General features: G+C 58.8%; 12 protein-coding genes. All 12 read right to left on the bottom strand.

Annotated features, from left to right (window positions below):
* Positions 1-237 precede the first annotated feature (237 nt).
* Positions 238-2028 carry a DUF87 domain-containing protein gene (locus P5540_10135; protein ID HRT65174.1) on the bottom strand — a complete coding sequence of 597 codons (1791 nt, stop codon included), beginning with the start codon at positions 2026-2028 and terminating at the stop codon, positions 238-240.
* Positions 2025-3152, bottom strand: a complete 1128-nt coding sequence (locus tag P5540_10130) for a DNA double-strand break repair nuclease NurA (protein HRT65173.1) — start codon at positions 3150-3152, stop codon at positions 2025-2027. The genes P5540_10135 and P5540_10130 overlap by 4 nt, the downstream gene beginning before the upstream one ends.
* Before the next feature lie 23 nt (positions 3153-3175).
* On the bottom strand, positions 3176-4306 hold the full coding sequence (locus tag P5540_10125; protein HRT65172.1) for a DUF4338 domain-containing protein: 1131 nt from the start codon (positions 4304-4306) through the stop codon (positions 3176-3178).
* A 3-nt stretch (positions 4307-4309) separates the two neighbouring features.
* Positions 4310-7168, bottom strand: a complete 2859-nt coding sequence (locus P5540_10120) for a DUF499 domain-containing protein (protein ID HRT65171.1) — start codon at positions 7166-7168, stop codon at positions 4310-4312.
* A 108-nt stretch (positions 7169-7276) separates the two neighbouring features.
* Positions 7277-7537 carry a hypothetical protein gene (locus P5540_10115; protein ID HRT65170.1) on the bottom strand — a complete coding sequence of 87 codons (261 nt, stop codon included), beginning with the start codon at positions 7535-7537 and terminating at the stop codon, positions 7277-7279.
* Positions 7521-7991 (bottom strand): PIN domain protein, encoded by a 471-nt coding sequence (locus tag P5540_10110; GenBank protein HRT65169.1) that lies wholly within the window; start codon positions 7989-7991, stop codon positions 7521-7523. The genes P5540_10115 and P5540_10110 overlap by 17 nt, the downstream gene beginning before the upstream one ends.
* Positions 7988-11527, bottom strand: coding sequence for a DUF1156 domain-containing protein (locus P5540_10105; protein ID HRT65168.1), 3540 nt, complete (start codon positions 11525-11527; stop codon positions 7988-7990). Before P5540_10105 ends, P5540_10110 begins: the two co-directional genes overlap by 4 nt.
* Entirely contained in the window at positions 11524-12393 is an 870-nt protein-coding gene (locus P5540_10100) for a hypothetical protein (GenBank protein ID HRT65167.1), read from the bottom strand. The genes P5540_10105 and P5540_10100 overlap by 4 nt, the downstream gene beginning before the upstream one ends.
* Positions 12390-13724, bottom strand: a complete 1335-nt coding sequence (locus tag P5540_10095; GenBank protein HRT65166.1) for a PDDEXK nuclease domain-containing protein — start codon at positions 13722-13724, stop codon at positions 12390-12392. The genes P5540_10100 and P5540_10095 overlap by 4 nt, the downstream gene beginning before the upstream one ends.
* On the bottom strand, positions 13721-17233 hold the full coding sequence (locus tag P5540_10090) for a helicase-related protein (protein HRT65165.1): 3513 nt from the start codon (positions 17231-17233) through the stop codon (positions 13721-13723). The genes P5540_10095 and P5540_10090 overlap by 4 nt, the downstream gene beginning before the upstream one ends.
* On the bottom strand, positions 17230-17442 hold the full coding sequence (locus P5540_10085) for a helix-turn-helix domain-containing protein (protein ID HRT65164.1): 213 nt from the start codon (positions 17440-17442) through the stop codon (positions 17230-17232). Before P5540_10085 ends, P5540_10090 begins: the two co-directional genes overlap by 4 nt.
* A 99-nt stretch (positions 17443-17541) precedes the next feature.
* Positions 17542-18090, bottom strand: coding sequence for a gamma-glutamylcyclotransferase (locus P5540_10080; protein ID HRT65163.1), 549 nt, complete (start codon positions 18088-18090; stop codon positions 17542-17544).
* Positions 18091-18151: the final 61 nt, after the last annotated feature.

Genomic DNA, 18151 nt, shown 5'->3' with positions numbered 1-18151 from the left:
TGACTGTGCCAAATTCTCAGATTCTCGGCGAAAGGGCTCGATTCGCGGGGTCCGGGAGAGGGGTCTCCCGCCCGGGATGACGCGAGAAACTCAGAGGGAAAGATAGAATGGTGGAGGAAACGCAACCGAGCGCATGAAGTCTCCAACACGAAGCCGCAGAGACTGCTTTCATGCACCTTGACTTGAATCCTGAACGCAGACTTCCCGCATTGCACGCCTCAAAACATGACGTCCATCTTATCCAGAAAACGGCAACTCGCCCGTGACAAGCCTATTGGCGGCCATGAAATCCTGTGGCGATGTAAACGCATTAAGGAACAGAGGCTTCCCGCTGAACGCCAGCGGCGAGACGGGGCCTACCGCCATGAACGGGAACTCCTGAAGGCTTCGAGCAGGGAAGCTTTGCGGATCACGAAACGACTGGTAAAGTTCCAGCGAGCGTTTATCGCCGCCAACGAACTCGCGTAGTCGGTCAAACTCGGATCCCATGGCGAGTCCGAATCCAAACGCAAGTATGCGCAGCTGCTGAAGGATCTCTGAGTCAAGCCCGCCAAGAGTCTGACTGATAAAGAACCAGCCCAGCCCGTATTTTCGAGTCTCCCGTACCGCACGCCGAAGAAGCACGCGCAGGCGTTCAGCCTCGGTGTCTTGCTCGAGTCGACCGCTTGGAGCATGCCTGTGGGCCTCGTCAAGAAGGACGAGGACGTTCGCGCTTTGGCGAGTCGAAAGGCTGGATGTCGACTGAACGATCAGAACATTCAGTAGCTTTCCCAACAACCGTCGCTCAAGCTCTTCTGTCCAGAAACGGTTCTGATTACCTCTTGCCGACAAGTCAATGACAACAACGGGCCGTGCCTCGGTCGCATTGGCCGTACCCATCAGGTCAGCCACAATCCCATACAGGCGCCGTCTACCTGGACCTGCAGCGAAGAGATTGCACAGCGGGACCCACTTGTCATTGAACACTTCGTTCAAACGATTGGCCAAGATGTCTTGGACTCGATTCTGAAGGCGTGTGCGCGGGTCGCGGCTTGGGAAGATGTACTGAATGTTCTGCGGATCGATAATGGCATTGAGCGCCGCTCGTAAGGCATCAAGACTTCCCAAGTTGGAAATCTGGAACTGCTGCCGTCCTCCTTGCGTGGCACGCTCAAGGGCGTTTCGGACAACTTCTGCCGCCCGAACCGTGTTGCTTGAATGCGTGATTGTGAGTTCCTCACAGAAGCCAAGTGTGACCAGCATCTCTTCAAAGGTCGTCCAGTCATCCAGCTGGATGTCGGCGATTCGGTAAACGTTAATAGCCCTGCCTTGTTCTCGGATGATTGCGTCCAGAGGAAGTCCTTGGTTGCCCACGCGAGATCCCGAGAGTTCCAGAGTAAACTCACCTTGCGGATCAATGACCAAGATGCCAAGGCTTGGGTGTCTGGCGTAGGCACAGAGCATCATTTTTGCCAAGCCTGATTTGCCAGACCCAGTCTTTCCGAAGACGCCGATATGATAAGCCTCTCCAGCGCCGCCAGGTCCCTGATCGTTGCTTCCAAAATGCTTAAACCACATTGGGAAAAGGATTTCGTTGGCATACGCCTGGCCCAAGTAGAAAATCTCTGACTGGTAAGACTGTAACAGGCGGTCCAACAGCGGTTGGTCAATTCGAGACACTCTGGTGCCCGTGGCCGGAACCATGCCGAGAACTTCTGGTTCGAAACCATTGGCTGTCTGCTTGAAAGTCGCCCCCACGACCAAGTCTGCGATCCGCGTATCCTGCCGGTTGGTGATCGGGGGAATCTCCCCCGTGCGCTTCACGAGATTTCGGAAGACGGAGTCCTCATGCCATCGATTCCTCAATTCAATTCCGACAATCTGGCCCACCGAGGTTATCGGGTTGCCGTTCTGGACAGCCTGAAACGCGGTTAGAGCGCCCACAAGGCGTTCCTCGGTTGCTTCCTGCAGAAGGTCCAAGGTAAGTTCGGTGTTTGTTGACGGGCTACCAACCACGGCAACGTCCTGGTTGCGATTTTCAGAAGTCATACGCCTCCTCGTCCTCCTTCGGTTCGGTAGTTCTGCAGAAAGAGCAACGTGTCTTCCACGTTGGGGCTGTCCCCCGCGACATGCTGCGCAACTGTCTGTTCAATTACGGCCACCCCAGAGCCAAGGCTCTTGACCATTCTGTCTGCCAGGAAAAGTGGATACGGCTCGATCACCGCCGGCGTGAAAAACTGCCTCATGATCCCTTCAAGTACCAAGGACAGACGGGCACTACTCGACGCAATGGCCGTTGACATTTCCAGACGCAATGCCGGAAGCCAGCCATACGGCCTGAAGTAGATCACGCGAAGAGCGCCCAGAGCCGCAACGATGTCCTCCATCTCTGGGCGCGGGCAGAACTTCTCCGGCAAGTGATCGACACGCATACTATCGGGTTGGTCATCAGTGTGAATCGGTAAAGGCAATGTGTATTCGCCAGGGTTAAGGATCATCGTGGCGAGAGCCTTTCCGTCAACTGAAACCGGCGTAGTAATCCTGTTGTCATGAAGCAACTCGTTGCGAGAGGTGAACTTCGGAACGGCCACTGTCCGCTCACTTCGAAGCAAACGCCGGACTTGGCCAAGAACCCCTCCTTCCCAGCGGCGCAGGAATTCATCTGCCAACGCCGGCGCGCAATCGCCGACTTTGGTCAACCCCTGATTCAGATAGATGATCAATGAGGAGAACGAGCCGTCCAGCAGGACGAGATCATGAGGCGCTTGTTCGGCCAACGCCATTTCCATCGACACCATCATCCCGCGCAAGACGCCAACCGTGTCCACACAATGCGGGAGACCATGGACCCACATCTCATGGTAGGGCTCCGGCCAGTGACGTTTTGCTTCCTTCGAAGTTCCTTCCACGGCCACAGCAGCGGCGGCACACAGGTCAAGGGATGTTAGGCGATGAATCTGGTAGGAACCATCAATCCCCACCACGGAGGGTTCCCGCGAGACATCCAAGTCCGCCTTTCTCCGAATGAGGCCGCATGCAGCGGCCTCTTGGCACATTCTAGCCTTGGCTGCACGCAACGCCGCCAAGTCCGAAGATACACTTTCCGCCACGGGTATGGCGGCCGCCAAGAGGTCGCGGACCAGTGCGTCTGGCAAATCAGCAAAGGTATCCATGCGTCTTCTCTTGCATCACCCCCTCAAGGCCAAAGCCTGTATTGTTCCCTGTCAAATTCACGATACTCGGGGATACGCTCCGCCCTCGGAATCAGCCATCGCTTCAGGAACATCTCCGTAAGCGTTGCCGCTGGCCAATCATAGAAGACCGGACGCGAGACATCGCCGCACAGGAAACGCAGCGTATCCCGTCCAAGCGGGGCTACGAAGACTTCCCTCCGAATGCCGTGATATATCCAATCTGCGGAGAGATCGAGGGATGACAGGCACTTCCTGATTACCTCCCTTCGGTTACGAAACCCTTCGCCCCAGTCCGAGTGCTTTGCGGTGGCATCGCAGTTAGTCTCCACATACGTGCGCATGGATCCGTAGACGCCGTTCGAAAAATGAAAGTCGCCAGACCCTTGAGTAAAACCAACGCTGCTCCAGTAGGCATGATCGCCAATGCGAAGTCGGTTGTAGATGGAGGAGCGTCCTAACGCGGACGTGGTCGTAAGCAAGGCAAGATACGGCTTCCGTACTTCCTTGCGGATCAGGGACTCCTGACCGGAGTACTTGGCGCGAAAAGCCTTTCGCACCTCGTTGCTGCACGCCAACATAGCGACTAGTTTGCCACAGATCAGACTGGAATACGGCGGAACGGCGCCGAGAGCATAGGCGTCCATCACATGATAGAGGTTCTCCCGTTTCGCTGCGCTGTCCCAGCCAATCCAAGTATCTCGTGCCTTCAGCGCAAAGACGGGGTCGCCCAGACCGAGCACTCCTATCAGCTTATTGTTGCTCTCGTCGAGAACGAGAAAGCGTAGCCGCCTACCGTACCCGGATGAGACCGGGATACTCCAATGCAGGCAGGCGTAGCGGAACAGAAGTTCATATTCCGAATCAGGTTTGACGAGAACTATCTTGGGGTGAACGGAGTGCGGCGTCACCTCGCTTCCGTTGGCTATGTATTGGATGAGGTCCGCTTCATGCCGTTTGAGCCCCTTGGAGGCGACTTCACGCTTCTTAGCAACGGCCAACTCGTTCATCTTCCGAAAGACGTCCTTCGTGGGATTCTTCGGTAGCGAGACGACACCTTTCCTGATGCGGAATCCTTGCCGCTTCAGGGCCGTTACTATGGCCTGCTTCAGTTCCTCTGGCTCAACGATATCCATGCATCACTCAATCAAATCGCTTTCGCGTAGGGGTTCCAGCACGCCGTTCTGGAGCTTGCTCTTGTCGAATCCCTCTGGAGACTCAGCGTGGACGGTCACTTTCACTGTCCCGGCCATATCCGCCAAATTCGCCATGGCGTTCCAGGCCGTGAACAACGCATTCCGGTCTGCGGAAAACGAAATGTCAACAGTTCTTTGCGCGGCCCCGCCAGAAGGAGTGGTTTCTGTTGGCGTCTCTGCTGCCTTTGGCGTCCCGCTGTAGCCCTCGGTCGAAGGCGGATAGGGAGTCGTCGTTGTGGTCGTTCCGTCCGGCTGCGAAGGTGGGGCAACGGGTTGGGCTTGTGGAATGGCCGCTGGCAGCATGATGAACCCGGAATCCAAGTCGATCTCATCATCAGCCACTGTCGCGCCGAAGCGCAACTTGTCCAGGGCCACCTGGAACTTGCCGTCACCGCCGAGCACGGGTGTCGCGCCGGAGCAGTACCCGAAGATACTCTCGCGGATGCCGCGCGCGACGGATTTCTGGACGACCGCCTTCGAGGTCAGGCGCGTGAAACCGAGGAACGAGTAGAAACCCTCGACCACTTCGCCGACCTTGACGCCCATTCGCGGCGGCGTCCCCTCGCCGAGTTTGAACAGGTCCACGATCTTTGTAGGCGCCAGAGTGCTAAAGACGCGCGGTTGCACCTGGGTAATCAACTCGAGTATCCGCGCGTGAATGGCTGCCTCTTTGTGATCGTTCAGCGTCGTTTGCAGCGGGCGTCCTCCGACCGCGACCGTCTCTACCACGATACTGCCGGATTCCGCGCGCGGCAGCCACACCTCGACGTAGAGATTGAGGAACGCCGATTCAGCGGCGGCCCTCTCGGTAGCCTCACGCTCCTTCAACTGGCTCTTCTGTTCATCTGTGAGGTTGAGTTGTTTGCCCTTGGTGCGCACTTGTTCGATGGCGAGAAGATACCGGACAGATCGTCGCAGGATTTCGATCTGGTCTTCCGAGGGGATGGCCAACCCCAGGCCGTTGCGGAACCGGCGGGGCCGGTCGCCATACCGCTCGAAGAACTCGCACGCATTGGCTTCCTGGTCTTTCTTGGACGGCCCCACGAACTCCAGCGGCATATATGCGACCAGGAATCGCGCGTCGTCGTGTGGAACCTCCGTGGTCTTATCCGGCCATACGATGGCCTCATGATGCCCGGCCAGGCGCGCCTCAAGCATCTCTTTAATCTTGCTGCGAACACGGCCCTCGTCGCGGGCCACGGAGTCGGCCTCCTGCTCGACCAGGAGCGTCACGTTCGGGTCCTTCTTGAAGCAGTAGCGGACGCCGTCGAAATGGAGGTACAGGCACTGCTCCTTGAGCTCCTTCAGACAGGCCAACGCCGTCGTGCTGTCCAGGTCCGGCCCGACGCACACCGCAAGCAGTTCCTGCTCGTTGATACCAGGCGGCAGCGTCTGACCGTCACCTTCGCGTTTCAGACCCCCGAAGGAATACATCAAAATCGCCGTGGCCAGTCGCGTTGCAGGACGCCGTGCGGCTTCGGCGGGGTTTTCCTTGGCGCGCCGGTCGTCAATCCGTTTCGCGCGCGCGTTCGCGCCGACAAGGTCGTGCTCGAGTACCGCCTGAAAATCCGACTGCTGGCCAACCTCTTTGAAGAAGGCCAGCCGGACCTCCGCGTCGTGCATCGGCACGTCGCCCGGTCCCAAGACAATCCGGCTTCTGGCCTCGCGGTGGCAGGCTCGCAGGCAGGACGCCAAAAACCGCAACGCCCCCCGCGTCCGTTGGAAGTCCGGTATGGCCGCCCAACGCTCGCGCATCAGGTCTATCAAGGCCGGATGGAATGGATATGCCGCGCGCACGCGGTCCCGGAGCACCAAGCCTTCCTCTTCGGCCTGCTTCGCCTCAGCAGCGCTTTGCGCGTAGGCTTTGCGCATCTGCGTGAAGATGTCCTGGTACGCTGTGGCCGCGGGCGAGGCATCCTCCGGCGCGGGCATCTTGGCCAACAGCCGCCGCTGGATGACGGACATCACCTCATTGCCTTCGACCGGCTCACGGCGCTGGTCCTTGCGTGCGGCCAGATGGTCCACCGTCTGCAGCAGATTGACGTATTCCAGCGATTCGCGCTTGCTCGATTGCAGCGTGAACACCAGCGCTGTCGTCTTCGTGTTACTCACGGCCACGGTCAGCCGCTGGAGGAAGTTCAGTGTCTCATCCCGCAGCGTCGTCTTCTCGACCTTCACACCGCCTGCGCTGATCAGGTAATTCAAGACCTCATCCAGCAGGATGAGGTTCGGTCCCGTTTCGAAAAGCCTCAGCAGTTCATCGTTGCCGGGGGCGACGCGCGCCTGGTCCTGGTCCCGCAGCAGGGCGTACCCTTCAGGGCCGCCCAGGCACCACGCGATCCAGCCCCACATCGTCCGGGCGTGGTCTTTGGTACCGGGTAATTTCTTGCCATTCACGGCATCGAAGAATTGGCCGTCAAAGACCGCCACTCGCGCCTCTGGAGGACACGGCAAGTCCTTGCCTTCGGGGATTGCGTCCAGCGCGTCGCGGTGCTTTGCCGCGTGAAAGAGGGCCGCCAAGGTATGCGATTTACCTCCACCGAACGGTGTGATCAGCTTTAGTACCCGGCTGCCCGCGCCGCCGCCCATCCTCGACAAGACATCCTTCAGCAATGACTTCAAGCCCGTCGTAAGGTAGGACGCTCGGAAGAAATGCTCCGGGTCGCGGTACACCACGGGCACATTCGGATTGCCATCCGCCAATGGCCCAAGGTCCAGCGCAAAGACATCCTCCGAGAAGTCGTCGGATAGCACATCCGCGTGCAACGATACGACCTCGATCCAAGGCTTCAATGTGGCCACAATATCCCTCCGATCATATGTCCCCGTTGGGGACATGGCCTGAGAACGTGTCCTTTCTTTCTCAAAACGGGGACACGTCCTTTTCAATATTTTGCCGAGACGCGCGGCTTAGCGTTCTTCCCTCTCGGCGGGTGTTCCAGCGCCTTCCCCGTAGCGGCCCGGCGCCTCGCTCGCCATTGTCGCATGATCCGGCGAAGTATACGGCGCGGGCGCGATGGTTCGATCTTTGAGCCGCTCCCAAAGCGGATCACCCCTGAGGGACTCGAGGATATATTGATTGCGCTCCGCCCAGGAAAGCCCTTCCGTTTCCTGGTCAATCTCGATTCTACGCCGGCGCATGAAGCCGACCGCGTCAAAGCTCTTTTCCATAGTCCAATACCTCCAAAGGCGTCCTTATGTCGGGCGTACGGTACCCCGATATCAGATTTACCACTTGAAACTGACGAATGCGGCCAACGTTCACAATGTGTTTGAAATTCCAACTTACAAGTATATCCGCATTAGCAATGGTTGCCAAGGCGACGTGATTTGCATCGGCTCGTGAACCGGGTCCGACTACACCGTGCCGGAGATACTCTTCCGCCAGTTCTGAGGCCTCGGTCGAAGCAGGAACTCGCACAACAAGACTCGTCGGTATTTCATCAATCCTCTTTCGCACCCGTTCCGGGGCTGGCTCGAGCTCCTTTAAGGTCAGATCGGACAGCGCCATTTCATAGCGGCCTTCCTGAAAGCATCGCCACAATGCCAGGCTTCCCTCCGCGAATTCTTCATCCTCACAACCACCGACCACGGAGGCGTCCACATAGATCAGCAGGCGTTTCATTGATGATCTCCTTCAAGATCCAGTTGTTCTTGCGCCTTCCGGCGATCTTCCCGTTGGGTCGGGGCGAGTTCTGCATCCTCGATTACGCTGCGCCAGTTGGCGGTGAGCTTGGCGAGCGCGGCGAGTTCCGCCGTAGGCGAGACATCGCCGAGTTCGCCGCCTTTGAGGGCGGGTCCGGCGAGGGCCTGCGCCACGAGCCGCATCTGCTCGCGGTTCACGCGGGACTCACGCAGGAACTCCGGCAATTCGCGCGGGCGCTTCTCCATCAGCCACAGCGTACGGTGCAGCGCGTCTATCAGTGGAGCAGGCTGCCCAGCCTGCTGATCCGGCAGCCCCAGCTTCTCATCGTTGCCCCGCTCGAGAAAATCCCGGAGCCGGTACTTGCTCTTGTTCTTGGCGACCAATGCCGGGCTGGCAGCCCGGCCCACAGAAAGGCCCCCTGTTCCGTCCAATTCCACATGCGTCCCGTTGGCAAATACGATGGCCTCGCCCGCATCAAGTTCCGCCCAGCGATACGTATAGCGCCAGAGCAAGTAGAAGCGTGTCGGCGAGTCTACTCCGGCAAGGCTGGTTTGGCGGCTGCCATTTCCGCCCACCTCTTTCGATAGGCGGTTCAGGATTTCTTCCAGTACGACTGTCTCTACCTCAGCGAGGAACCGTTCGGCGGGCACTTCCTCGCCATTCGCGTACTCGACGCGAGCATGGCGAGTGAAGGAACGCAGCCCCGCCCCAACACACGAAATCACCAAATCGGCGCCACTAACACCCATCTTCCAGAGGGAATCCACTCGCTCGTGAACAATCTCGTTTAGTTCTGGATGAACATGAGCCTCGTAGGAGCCAGCACCTGAACTGTCGCGTTTGCGCGCAATGAGAAAGATGCTAGAGGCAAGAGCGGCAGATTCTTGTGCACGGAGGCGTCCAGGTTTCTCAGTATCCAATGGCCAAGCCTCTTCGACCGTAAAACCCGCGTTGCGAAGAGCATCAACCAGGGTGGCCCAACCCAGCGTAGTCTTGTGTGCATAGACGATAGAAAGTAGCCCACTGCGTTTGAGCGCACTATGGGCACGGGCGAAACTTTCTCGCATCATGCACTCATAGGCGTTCTTAGCTTTATCCCAGTTACCCGTATGACGCCCAGCATCTGCGATAGCTTCGGACTTCTTGGGTGTACACGGTGTGGCAAAGTGTTCCGGGTATAGAAATCCAATTGAACGCTTCAGCCATACATAGAAATAGTCAGAAATATCTGCATATGGCACGTTATCATAGTATGGTGGATCTGTAATAACCGCATCTAAGAACTCTGGCGGCAACAAGTCGTTGGTTGCGGAGCCACGTATTACCCTGCTAGGAATAGGTGCCACTGCATCACCAGATTTCAGCGCTTCAGTAATAGCATCCACGCCCCAGCCACCGCTGCCATCATTGAAAGGGTTGGCCTCGGCGCAATCCCACACCATGTTTATTGTCTGCCGACCGAACGCATGCGCAATTCTGCTGCTGCCGAAGTAATTATGAACGCACAGCGAGGAGTTGAAATCAGCAAGTCGGTCAAGTATGCAAGCAAGATACGTGGCTATGGCTCTTGCATGTTCTTGGCACCCTAGATCGCCAAGGCTTTCCAAAGCTTGGCGGATGCACCAAGTGAACGTAAGCATCGAAAGGAGTTGTCGGGAAAGAAATAGGTCGGCAAACGTCCTGAATCCATAAGGTCTTACGGTGATGCCAAGAGTATTGTCTTTGGACGTATCCGGGAGGTTGGCAATCGGCTCAGTGGGAAGGGAGAGGCCGCTTCGCTCAACCACAAGATCAATGCGTTGCTGAATGAGATCATCCGGAGGGATACTATCCCTACACATACTCTCCGGAAGATAGATCTTCCCTTGCCGATGCGGATGCGTGCATATTGCGGCCATAAACTGAACGCCAAGCCTTCCAGCCCAACCCTCTTCCTTAATGTAATCCACATCAGCCACGGTTCCACAAGCTGGACAAGTTGAGTTCCCACCTCTTGATCCCAGAGCAGGATCAAATCCCAAGCCACGCTCTGATGTTGCTTCTACCACGTCGAAGCGAACGCACCTCTCGTTATTCGTGGTCATGATCTTCATGGCCACAAATCTTCCTGTAGTCTTGCAAAGCCAAGTTTGGCGAATGAGTGGAACTACCATTTGGCAAGCAGGGTTCTTGCACTTGACGGTGCGGGTCCAGAGATAAGCCACAGGGGTAAGAGTGGGCCGGGCTGCCAGCCCGGCATCTTCATACAACCAAGGATAGTCTGTGGGCCGGACTGCCAGTCCGGCTTTGCAGGGATTCTGTCGGATATAGCACCATTTTTCTTCAAAAGAAGCGGGGTTTCGGATGATATGATCGAAACGTTCGTCCTGCCAGAGGGTACCGGAACAGCCCATGAGTTTGTTGATCTGGTTGGCGGTCCAACTCTTGGCCGTGTGCAAGATTTCAGTCAAGGTCCAATAAGAGCCGTCTTCCTTGGACAATGGGCTCAACAAGGCATGGACGTGGTCCGGCATGACAACTGCCTGCCAGAGGTCGTATCTTTGGCCGGACCAGTGCTTGAGGTTGTCAAGGACAATGGTGCGGGCGTCAGGGGAGAGGGTGATGCCGCTACCGACACGGTAGGTGATGAAGTAGCAGGCGCCTTCCTTTTCCCAGTGGGGGAGTTTGCGGCGGGTCTTGGCAACACCTTGGTGAAGAGAGAAGAATTCAGGCTGAGAGGGAGCCAGGCTGGCAGCCTGGCCCACATTCCAGAAATCATCATCCGGCAAGGGCGGATACAGGTCGCCGATTTCCGCCCTAACCTTTTCAAGCACCCAATTGCCCCAGTAGCGGACTTCCTCGGCCAAGCCGCCCCAGGTCGTCTCGCCTTTGGCGTTCTTCGGGCCGGTCATTCCGCGCACATTGGGGTCGGGCTTGCCGTACTTCTGCGGATAGACCAGCGTACACAATTCGATGATGTGGGCAACAGGATTCAGGTCATTGGCATACGCCTCGCAGCCGAGCCGGAGCGCTTCGAGCGGAATGGCCCCGCCGCCCGCAAAGGGATCGAGCACGCGGGGACGCGGCGCGCGGCCTGCTTCGATGTCCTCGCGCGTCACCTGGGCGTTCTCCTTCGGCCACTTGAACTCCTCGACCCAGCCCGGCCACTGACCTCTGGCCCGCGCGTCAGCAAGTTCCGCTGTCAGGCGGTCCGCATGCGCATCCAGGATATGCCGCTGGGCCTCGGCGATCACGCGCGGATCACCGGGATACTTGCACAGCCGTTCGACGAACTTCGCCGCATTCGCCCGGCCCAGACTTTGCTTCTTGTTGTCCGGTCCATTCTCCGGCACAAACTGCGACGCGGGCACCAGCGCCCCGTACACCGCCGCCCGGCACGCCACCAGCGGCCGCCGCGCCCACCACAGATGCAGCGTCGAGATATGCCCCTTCCGGACGCTCTTCTCCCGCGACGCCTCCGCGCTAATCGCCTCAATCGGCAGGTAGTCCTCAATCAGGCGCTTGTCATCTATCATGGCAACTGGCCCCCGGTCGGATTTCTCAACGCGATTTCGTTTCGGCGCAAAGCACCTGCCAACACTACGGCGACCGAACATGCGCTTGTTATCAGCATGTCCGCAACCAGTGGCGGGGTGGCCGTTGCCCGATCTCCGTGTGCATGTCGATCTCCTGTCTCATGAGCAGCCTGATACGCATTCTCCGCGAGGCTTGAGAATGCCTTGATGGCTCTGTCGCCAATATTGGCCACGGTCGCCAAGTCCTCAAGATTCGTCTGTCGGCGTAATTCGACCAGATAGTTGGGCAGCTGTTTTGTGTTTGGCTCGGCGATACCGAGTCTGGACAATGCCTCGCGGCACACTGATTCGGCGGCGGAGACGGCCGCCGTGATGGCGCCGGGGGGATCGGTGCTCATGCGCAACACCGCTTTGCCAAGTAATTCGCGGGCTTCCTGAAGATTCGCCGATTCCATCGTGGTTTCCGCACTCCGCACGTAGTCGTGCGCGCCGCCGGCCTCCAAGATCTCGCTGAGCGCCACGCCGCTTTCCTGCAAGGCCTGTTCAAGCGATGCCCTGTCATCATCTTGCACCGCTTTGCGACTGAACACCACGCGAACGAGTTCCAGCAGGATTCCGTCTGCTTCCGCTTTGTCGAAATCCTGGTAGATTGTGTCGAACCCCTCGTTCATTATCGTTGACTTGGACTTATAGCAGGGCGATTTCATACTGCCCGTCACTTGGATGGCAAGAACACGATTCGCGTTCGCTCCGGCATCCAAGAGGAATTGTTTCAACTCGTCCCTTGACGAATATGCGTCAACGAGACGCCTGATCGCCGCGATTGCCTTGGAGTTGAGCGTGGCTGAGGTCTCTTGCGCGCTCATGTCTCTTTTGTCCCCTTTCTGTCCCCTTGCGGCTTCTGCCGGCCACGCTTCATAGGGACGGCCAGTCTCTTGCGTTCTTGCAGCAGGGCTTGGGTTCGTTCGATTTCGGCGGTGAGTTCCTTTTCGTCCGGAAGGGCGGTGCGATACTCTGACGCCATGACCTTGTTTGGAAGCCCTTCGAGAGCGTAGCGCGCGACGGCCTCGTCCTTCCGGGCGCAAAGGATGAGGCCTACCGGTGGGTTTTCGCCCTCGCGCACCCAGTGCTCCCGGGCGTAGTTGAGGTAAAGATGCATCTGGCCGGCGTCGGCATGGGTAAACTTGCCTATTTTCAAGTCAATGACGACTAGACACCGCAGGCGACGATGGAAGAAGAGCAGGTCCACCTTGTACCACTCATCGCCGATACGCAGACGTTTCTGCCGACCGACGAAGCAGAAGTCGTCCCCGAGTTCCAGGAGAAACGCTTCGAGGTGGCGGATGAGCGCTTCTTCAAGGTCGTTTTCAGAGTACTCATCCTTGAGGCCAAGGAACTCGAGAATGAACGGATCCTTTATTGCCTCTTCAGGGGTCACGCGGTCTTCGGGAAGCGGCTTCTCGCCCTTGCGCAGCATGGCCGCCTTGTTGCGGGAGAGGGCTGTCCGTTCGTAAAACTGGGCGTCAATCTGCCGGTCGAGTTGGCGGACCGACCAGCCGTTGCGCAGGGCTTCGGTCTCATAGAACTTGCGGGCGAGTTCGTTCTTGACGCTGAGCAAGCGTACATAGGCCGACCACGGGAGGGGGAAACATGACGCAAGGCCAGCCAGGTCGAATTTGGCAGACAGTGTCTGCTCTTTTAATTCGCCAGACACTGTCGGGCGAATCTCAGGAACGCGAACGTCCTGAGAAATCCGCGACACTGTCGCGGAAATTCCAGACGCCGTCTGGAAGATCGGCTCTCTCAGCGCGCCTGCCACGTCCGGAGGCAATTGTGCAGACACTGTCTGCAGAATTCCTAGGTGTTCAGATTCTGCAGACGGGATCTGCAGAATCTGCCATGAGAGATAAAATGCTTTCATCAGCCAGACGTTTCGGACCGAAAAACCGCGTCCATATCGAGCAGTCAAATCGGCGGCCAAGCGTTCAATGAGTTCTTCGCCATATTCTGCTCGCGCTGCTCCGGCCTGCTCGAACTCGACGATCCGCCGCCCAATGAGCCAGTATGCGGCCGTCATCATGCAGTTCACCGAACGGGCCGCCGACCGTCTGGCGGCCTCGATGACGGTGGAGACATCGACAAGGACCGAATTGTAAGCGTCCGGGCCGGTATCGCGTTTCCTGACCTTGTTCGTCATGGATTCTCCCTCGCCGCTTGCTCGACGGCCTGTGCCGGAATGTCGAAGTACCGCGCCGCCACAACTTCCTTTTTGGCGTGGTCGAGGTGCTTGACGGGATTCTGAATGCGGACCGGTTCGGGGTCCGGGTTGTTCAGCGGGTCCCAGACCACGTAGAGCCAGTAGGAATCGCCGAGTTGGGCGGCCTTGTACCATTCGTTGGTGGTCAGGCGGATGGGCATTCCGCGCTGGCGCCCCTTAACCTCAATGCGGCGAAGTCCGGTGACCGGATCCCGGTATCCGGTCTGCGGGTCGGCGGGGCCAAGGCTGCGGATGTCGAAGCCGATCTTGAGATGTCCGACTCGCTCACACTCCCAGCCGCGAGCCTGTTCGTAAGCAATAACCACATCTTCCGCCGCCAATTCAGAACGACGCCGTATCTCGGGGTCGGCCTCGTCGAGCATCAACTCGCACGCGTCCGCGCCCGGCGGGAACACCAATGCTGTCGCGATGTGGCGCACAGGGCCATGGCGGGCGAGATCGAGCCGTTGCAAACCCTCCATGCGCTCCTTACGCGTGCGTTGCAGATCAGCGAGATCATTCTCGGCCCGTTGACGAGCGATGGCAACCTCTGGTGAACCCGCCTCGCGAGCGCGCAGGTTCATCACGCGGTCCTGCGCGGCGCGAACGCGGGCATCGAATGAGCGTTCGAGATAGTCGCGGCAAACTTGCACAAAATGCTGTCGTTCCACTTGGCACCGCGTCCGCACTTCCATCTGATAGGTGATCTTGAGGAAATCGGCCGCCGCGCTAGAGTCCAGCGAATCCATGTCAACAGGCGGATGCGGGTGTGCGGGGAGGTCCAATAGGCTGTCCGCTGGAACAACAGCGAAATGCTCGGCAGCGGGTGCGTTCGGGTCTTCTTTGATTGCGACCACTTCGGCAAAGAGTGTATCTATGTCGCCGTTGACCTTCTGTCCTCGAATGGACATCTCGAAGAAATGGAGGCGATAGGGCGCGACCGCCACCGGGTCCACGTACACCGCAACGCCGCCAACAAGTCCGGCCAGCACCTCGTTGAGGCGCTCATCCACAGCCGCGTAAAGAGGATGGCCGGGACCTAAAAGGACAGCGTCTATGTGTTGGTCGAGGTCCAGATGCTCTTTGTGGAAGGTGACCTTCCGGTAGACGGATTCGGCCTTGCCGAGTCGGCGCACGGCATTTAGGCGCTCGGAGCGGAGGTCGGAGAGAACGTGCTCAATGCGCCAGAGGCCATCCGCACGCGGTTCGACTCGCAGGCCGACCTCTCGCGCGGCTTCAATGAAGTGCTTCTCGACATACTTGGGCATCAGCCGGCGTTCTTCGGATTCCGCGTTGGCGCGCTGAAAGGAAGAGAAGTCCACGTTAGCGCGCGCAAGGGCGATGCCGGTGGCGATCTCGTATTGCTGCAGCCGGGCCGGGTCGATCCGTTCGATCTTGTCGAGGTATTCGTCCAGTCGTCGCGGGTCGTGGGCAACTTCACGCAGCATTTCCGGCAGGTTGACATCGTTGAGGGACAGAACCTCGCCGATCACGTCAAAGACCCGGTCTGCCAACACGGCGCGCATCTGTTCCAACTTCAGCAACAGCCGCTGGAGGATGCGGCCCTCGATGATCGGCTGGCCCTCCTCGGAATCGCTGGCCACGAAGTTGAACGCATCCACCTCGCGTTCCTGCCCGATTCGATGGATGCGGCCCAGGCGCTGTTCGAGGCGCGTGGGATTCCACGGCAGGTCGTAGTTGATCATGAGGTGGCAGAACTGGAGGTTGATGCCTTCGCCCGCTGCTTCCGTGGCGACACAGATCTGGCAAGCCGTGCGGAATTGCTCCTGGGCGCGCTTGCGTTCATGCGGATTCATGCCGCCGTGAATGTTGCAGATGGAGTAGCCCCAGCGCTTCAGGTGGTCGGAGAGGTACGTAAGTGTGTCGCGATGCTCGGTGAAGATGAGCAACTTTCCGCGCCCGTCGGACAATTCATTGAACTCCGCCTTTTCCAGGCATTCCTTGAGCGCGGCGAGTTTCGAGTCGCGGGCGGAGTCACGCACGCGCTTGGTTTGAGCATACAGATCTTGGAGGGCCGCGATTTCGGCGCGCAACTGATCGAGCTCGACTGCGGCCGTCACCTCATCCACAAGCTGATCGCGCTCGTCGTCGTCGAGATCATCCTCGTCTTGCTCGGCATCTGCGATACAGCCCTGAAGATAGGCCAGACGCTTGGCCCGCTGGCTGGGTGACAAGTCCTCCAACTCCTTGAGAAGCGCCTGTTGGCGTTCCAGACGCCTGCGGATCGACTCGCAAATGGCATAGGTCGAACTGGCGAGACGCCGCTGCAACACGGTGCGAGCCAAAGCCACGCTCGCCTTCTTCCGTCCTGACGCTTGCGGCAGAAAGCGGTTGATGAAGGCGGTGACCTCTTTGTACAGGTCGTATTCATCGTGGTTCAGAAGGAATGTGACCGTATGCGCGCGCCGGTCGGGGAACAGCCGCCGCCCGTTCATGTCCTTCAGGTCTTCCTTCAGGCGACGCAACGCCCACGGGCATTCGGGTCCCAGGCGAAGGATCTCACGACGGATTTCTCCGGCCCGGTTGGGCACGCGGTGCGGTTCGGGGAACAGGTCGGGATCAATGAGACGGACGAAATGGGCGAAGCGGTCGTCGTCACCGTGGTGCGGGGTGGCGGTCAACAGGAGCAAGTGATCGGCCTGCGCGGCCAAGCGTTCAGCAAGCTGATAGCGCTTCGTCTTCTCCGCTTCATCGCCGCGCGAGGAAGAGTGTTTGGTGTAGGCGCTGCACTTGTGGGCCTCGTCGATGACCACCATGTCCCAGCGCTGTTGCCAGATTCTCTCGCGGACATCGTCCTGCTTGGCGTAGTCAAGCGAGGCTACGACCTGCGTTGACCGCTGCCACGGGTTGACCAGTTGCTGCTGGTCCACGGCAGCGAAGATCATGTCGAACGGCTCGCCAAACCATCGCAGCAATTCGTCCTGCCACTGGATGGTGAGCGGGGCCGGGCAGAGTATCAGGATGCGTTCGATAGCCTGGCGCAACTTCAGTTCCTTGATGAGCAGCCCGGCCATGATGGTCTTGCCCGCGCCGGGATCGTCGGCAAGCAGGAAACGGAGCCGAGGTTGCGGCAGCATCTTGAGGTAGACCGCTTCTATTTGGTGCGGCAAGGTGCGAATGCCCGATAGACTGACGGCAAACTGACGGTCGTGGGCGTATGCAAGGCGAATACGAGCGGACTCAATCAGAAGGCGTGTTCTTTCGGGGTCATTCGTGGTGACTCTGGAAGCCCGTTCCTCTGACTGCCCGAAGAGGGCTTGCGCTTCCTGTTCCGATAGGATGGCTTCATCCGGCGTGCCGTCCGACAAACGTACTCGGCACTCGTATCCCGAACCGAGAGACCGCACAGACTCCAGCACCACCGGCTCGGGAAAATGTCCCGGCAGGCTTATCCGTTGTCCGAGAGGAAATGCGGCTTCCGTATTCATCTGTGCTTTCCGCGTACAACCTTGGGCTTCTTCGCAGGTCCCGCACTCAGCCAAGCGTCAATCGCGTCCCTGTGAAAGCGCCATTGGCGCCCCGCCTTCTGGCCGGGGATCTTTCCGGACTGAACGAGCCTATAGACCGTGGACTTCGGCAACCTCAAGTACGCAACGACCTCATCAAGGGTCATGATTGTCTCTGGGCTTTCGTCCATCAAGCGTTCCCTCGTTTTCCCTTGGCCACGAGTCAAGTATTACGGCAAAGAGAATATCCGCGAGTTATGAGCAATGTCAATTGATTGCTACCAGCGGTTTCAGGAAGGGCGGCCTGCACTCCAGGAGGGGACGCAGAGCAGACGAAGCGGCATTTTGTCGAAATCTTCCCCGCCAACATAGGCCCATGCTGCCGCAGGTGCGCCGTCCGAGAAGACTGACACCAAGACTCGGTTGTAGAGGCTGGGACTACCGGGGCGGTAGCCCTCCAAGCGGTCCAAGCGCGGGAGGCGTTCCTCGGGGTCGTCGAAGGTCATGAGTTCCCCGCGAACAAGCCCCCAGCCGCGCCGTGTGCGGCCTTTGGTGCCCTGGTCGGGGTGTTGGGCCGACCCCGCTTCGAAGCGCGTCTGTGCCGCCACGTCGGCACACGGGTCGGCGGATCCGTGGGCGAGGATATCCGCCCCTGGCACCTGCAGCACCGGCAGCCCGCAGTCTATCTCGTAAAGCCGCCCGCGCACCACGGCCTCCTCGATGGAGACCGCCCCGGCGCAGAACCGCTCATGGTTCCACATGCCGCGCTTCAGCGTGCCGTAGACCAGAACCCGCAATAGGCCTGGCGTGTTCGGCTTCGCGCCGTCCTGGTTCGTCATTGCTCAGTCTCCTGCGGTTCCCTGACCCTTGCCTGCGGCGTGAACGAAAAGTCACCCGCGA

The organism is Candidatus Hydrogenedentota bacterium (genome assembly GCA_035450225.1).
Taxonomy (GTDB): Bacteria; Hydrogenedentota; Hydrogenedentia; order Hydrogenedentales; family SLHB01; genus DSVR01.
The sequence above is the reverse complement of the archived record's forward strand: the minus strand, read 5'-3'. Positions and strand labels throughout refer to the sequence as shown.

Bases quoted from the DNA above. Each gene is read 5' to 3' on its own strand.
- P5540_10135 (HRT65174.1), bottom strand. From the start codon at position 2,028: ATGACTTCTGAAAATCGCAACCAGGACGTTGCCGTGGTTGGTAGCCCG.
- P5540_10130 (HRT65173.1), bottom strand. From the start codon at position 3,152: ATGGATACCTTTGCTGATTTGCCAGACGCACTGGTCCGCGACCTCTTG.
- P5540_10125 (HRT65172.1), bottom strand. From the start codon at position 4,306: ATGGATATCGTTGAGCCAGAGGAACTGAAGCAGGCCATAGTAACGGCC.
- P5540_10115 (HRT65170.1), bottom strand. From the start codon at position 7,537: ATGGAAAAGAGCTTTGACGCGGTCGGCTTCATGCGCCGGCGTAGAATC.
- P5540_10110 (HRT65169.1), bottom strand. From the start codon at position 7,991: ATGAAACGCCTGCTGATCTATGTGGACGCCTCCGTGGTCGGTGGTTGT.
- P5540_10105 (HRT65168.1), bottom strand. From the start codon at position 11,527: ATGATAGATGACAAGCGCCTGATTGAGGACTACCTGCCGATTGAGGCG.
- P5540_10100 (HRT65167.1), bottom strand. From the start codon at position 12,393: ATGAGCGCGCAAGAGACCTCAGCCACGCTCAACTCCAAGGCAATCGCG.
- P5540_10095 (HRT65166.1), bottom strand. From the start codon at position 13,724: ATGACGAACAAGGTCAGGAAACGCGATACCGGCCCGGACGCTTACAAT.
- P5540_10090 (HRT65165.1), bottom strand. From the start codon at position 17,233: ATGAATACGGAAGCCGCATTTCCTCTCGGACAACGGATAAGCCTGCCG.
- P5540_10085 (HRT65164.1), bottom strand. From the start codon at position 17,442: ATGGACGAAAGCCCAGAGACAATCATGACCCTTGATGAGGTCGTTGCG.
- P5540_10080 (HRT65163.1), bottom strand. From the start codon at position 18,090: ATGACGAACCAGGACGGCGCGAAGCCGAACACGCCAGGCCTATTGCGG.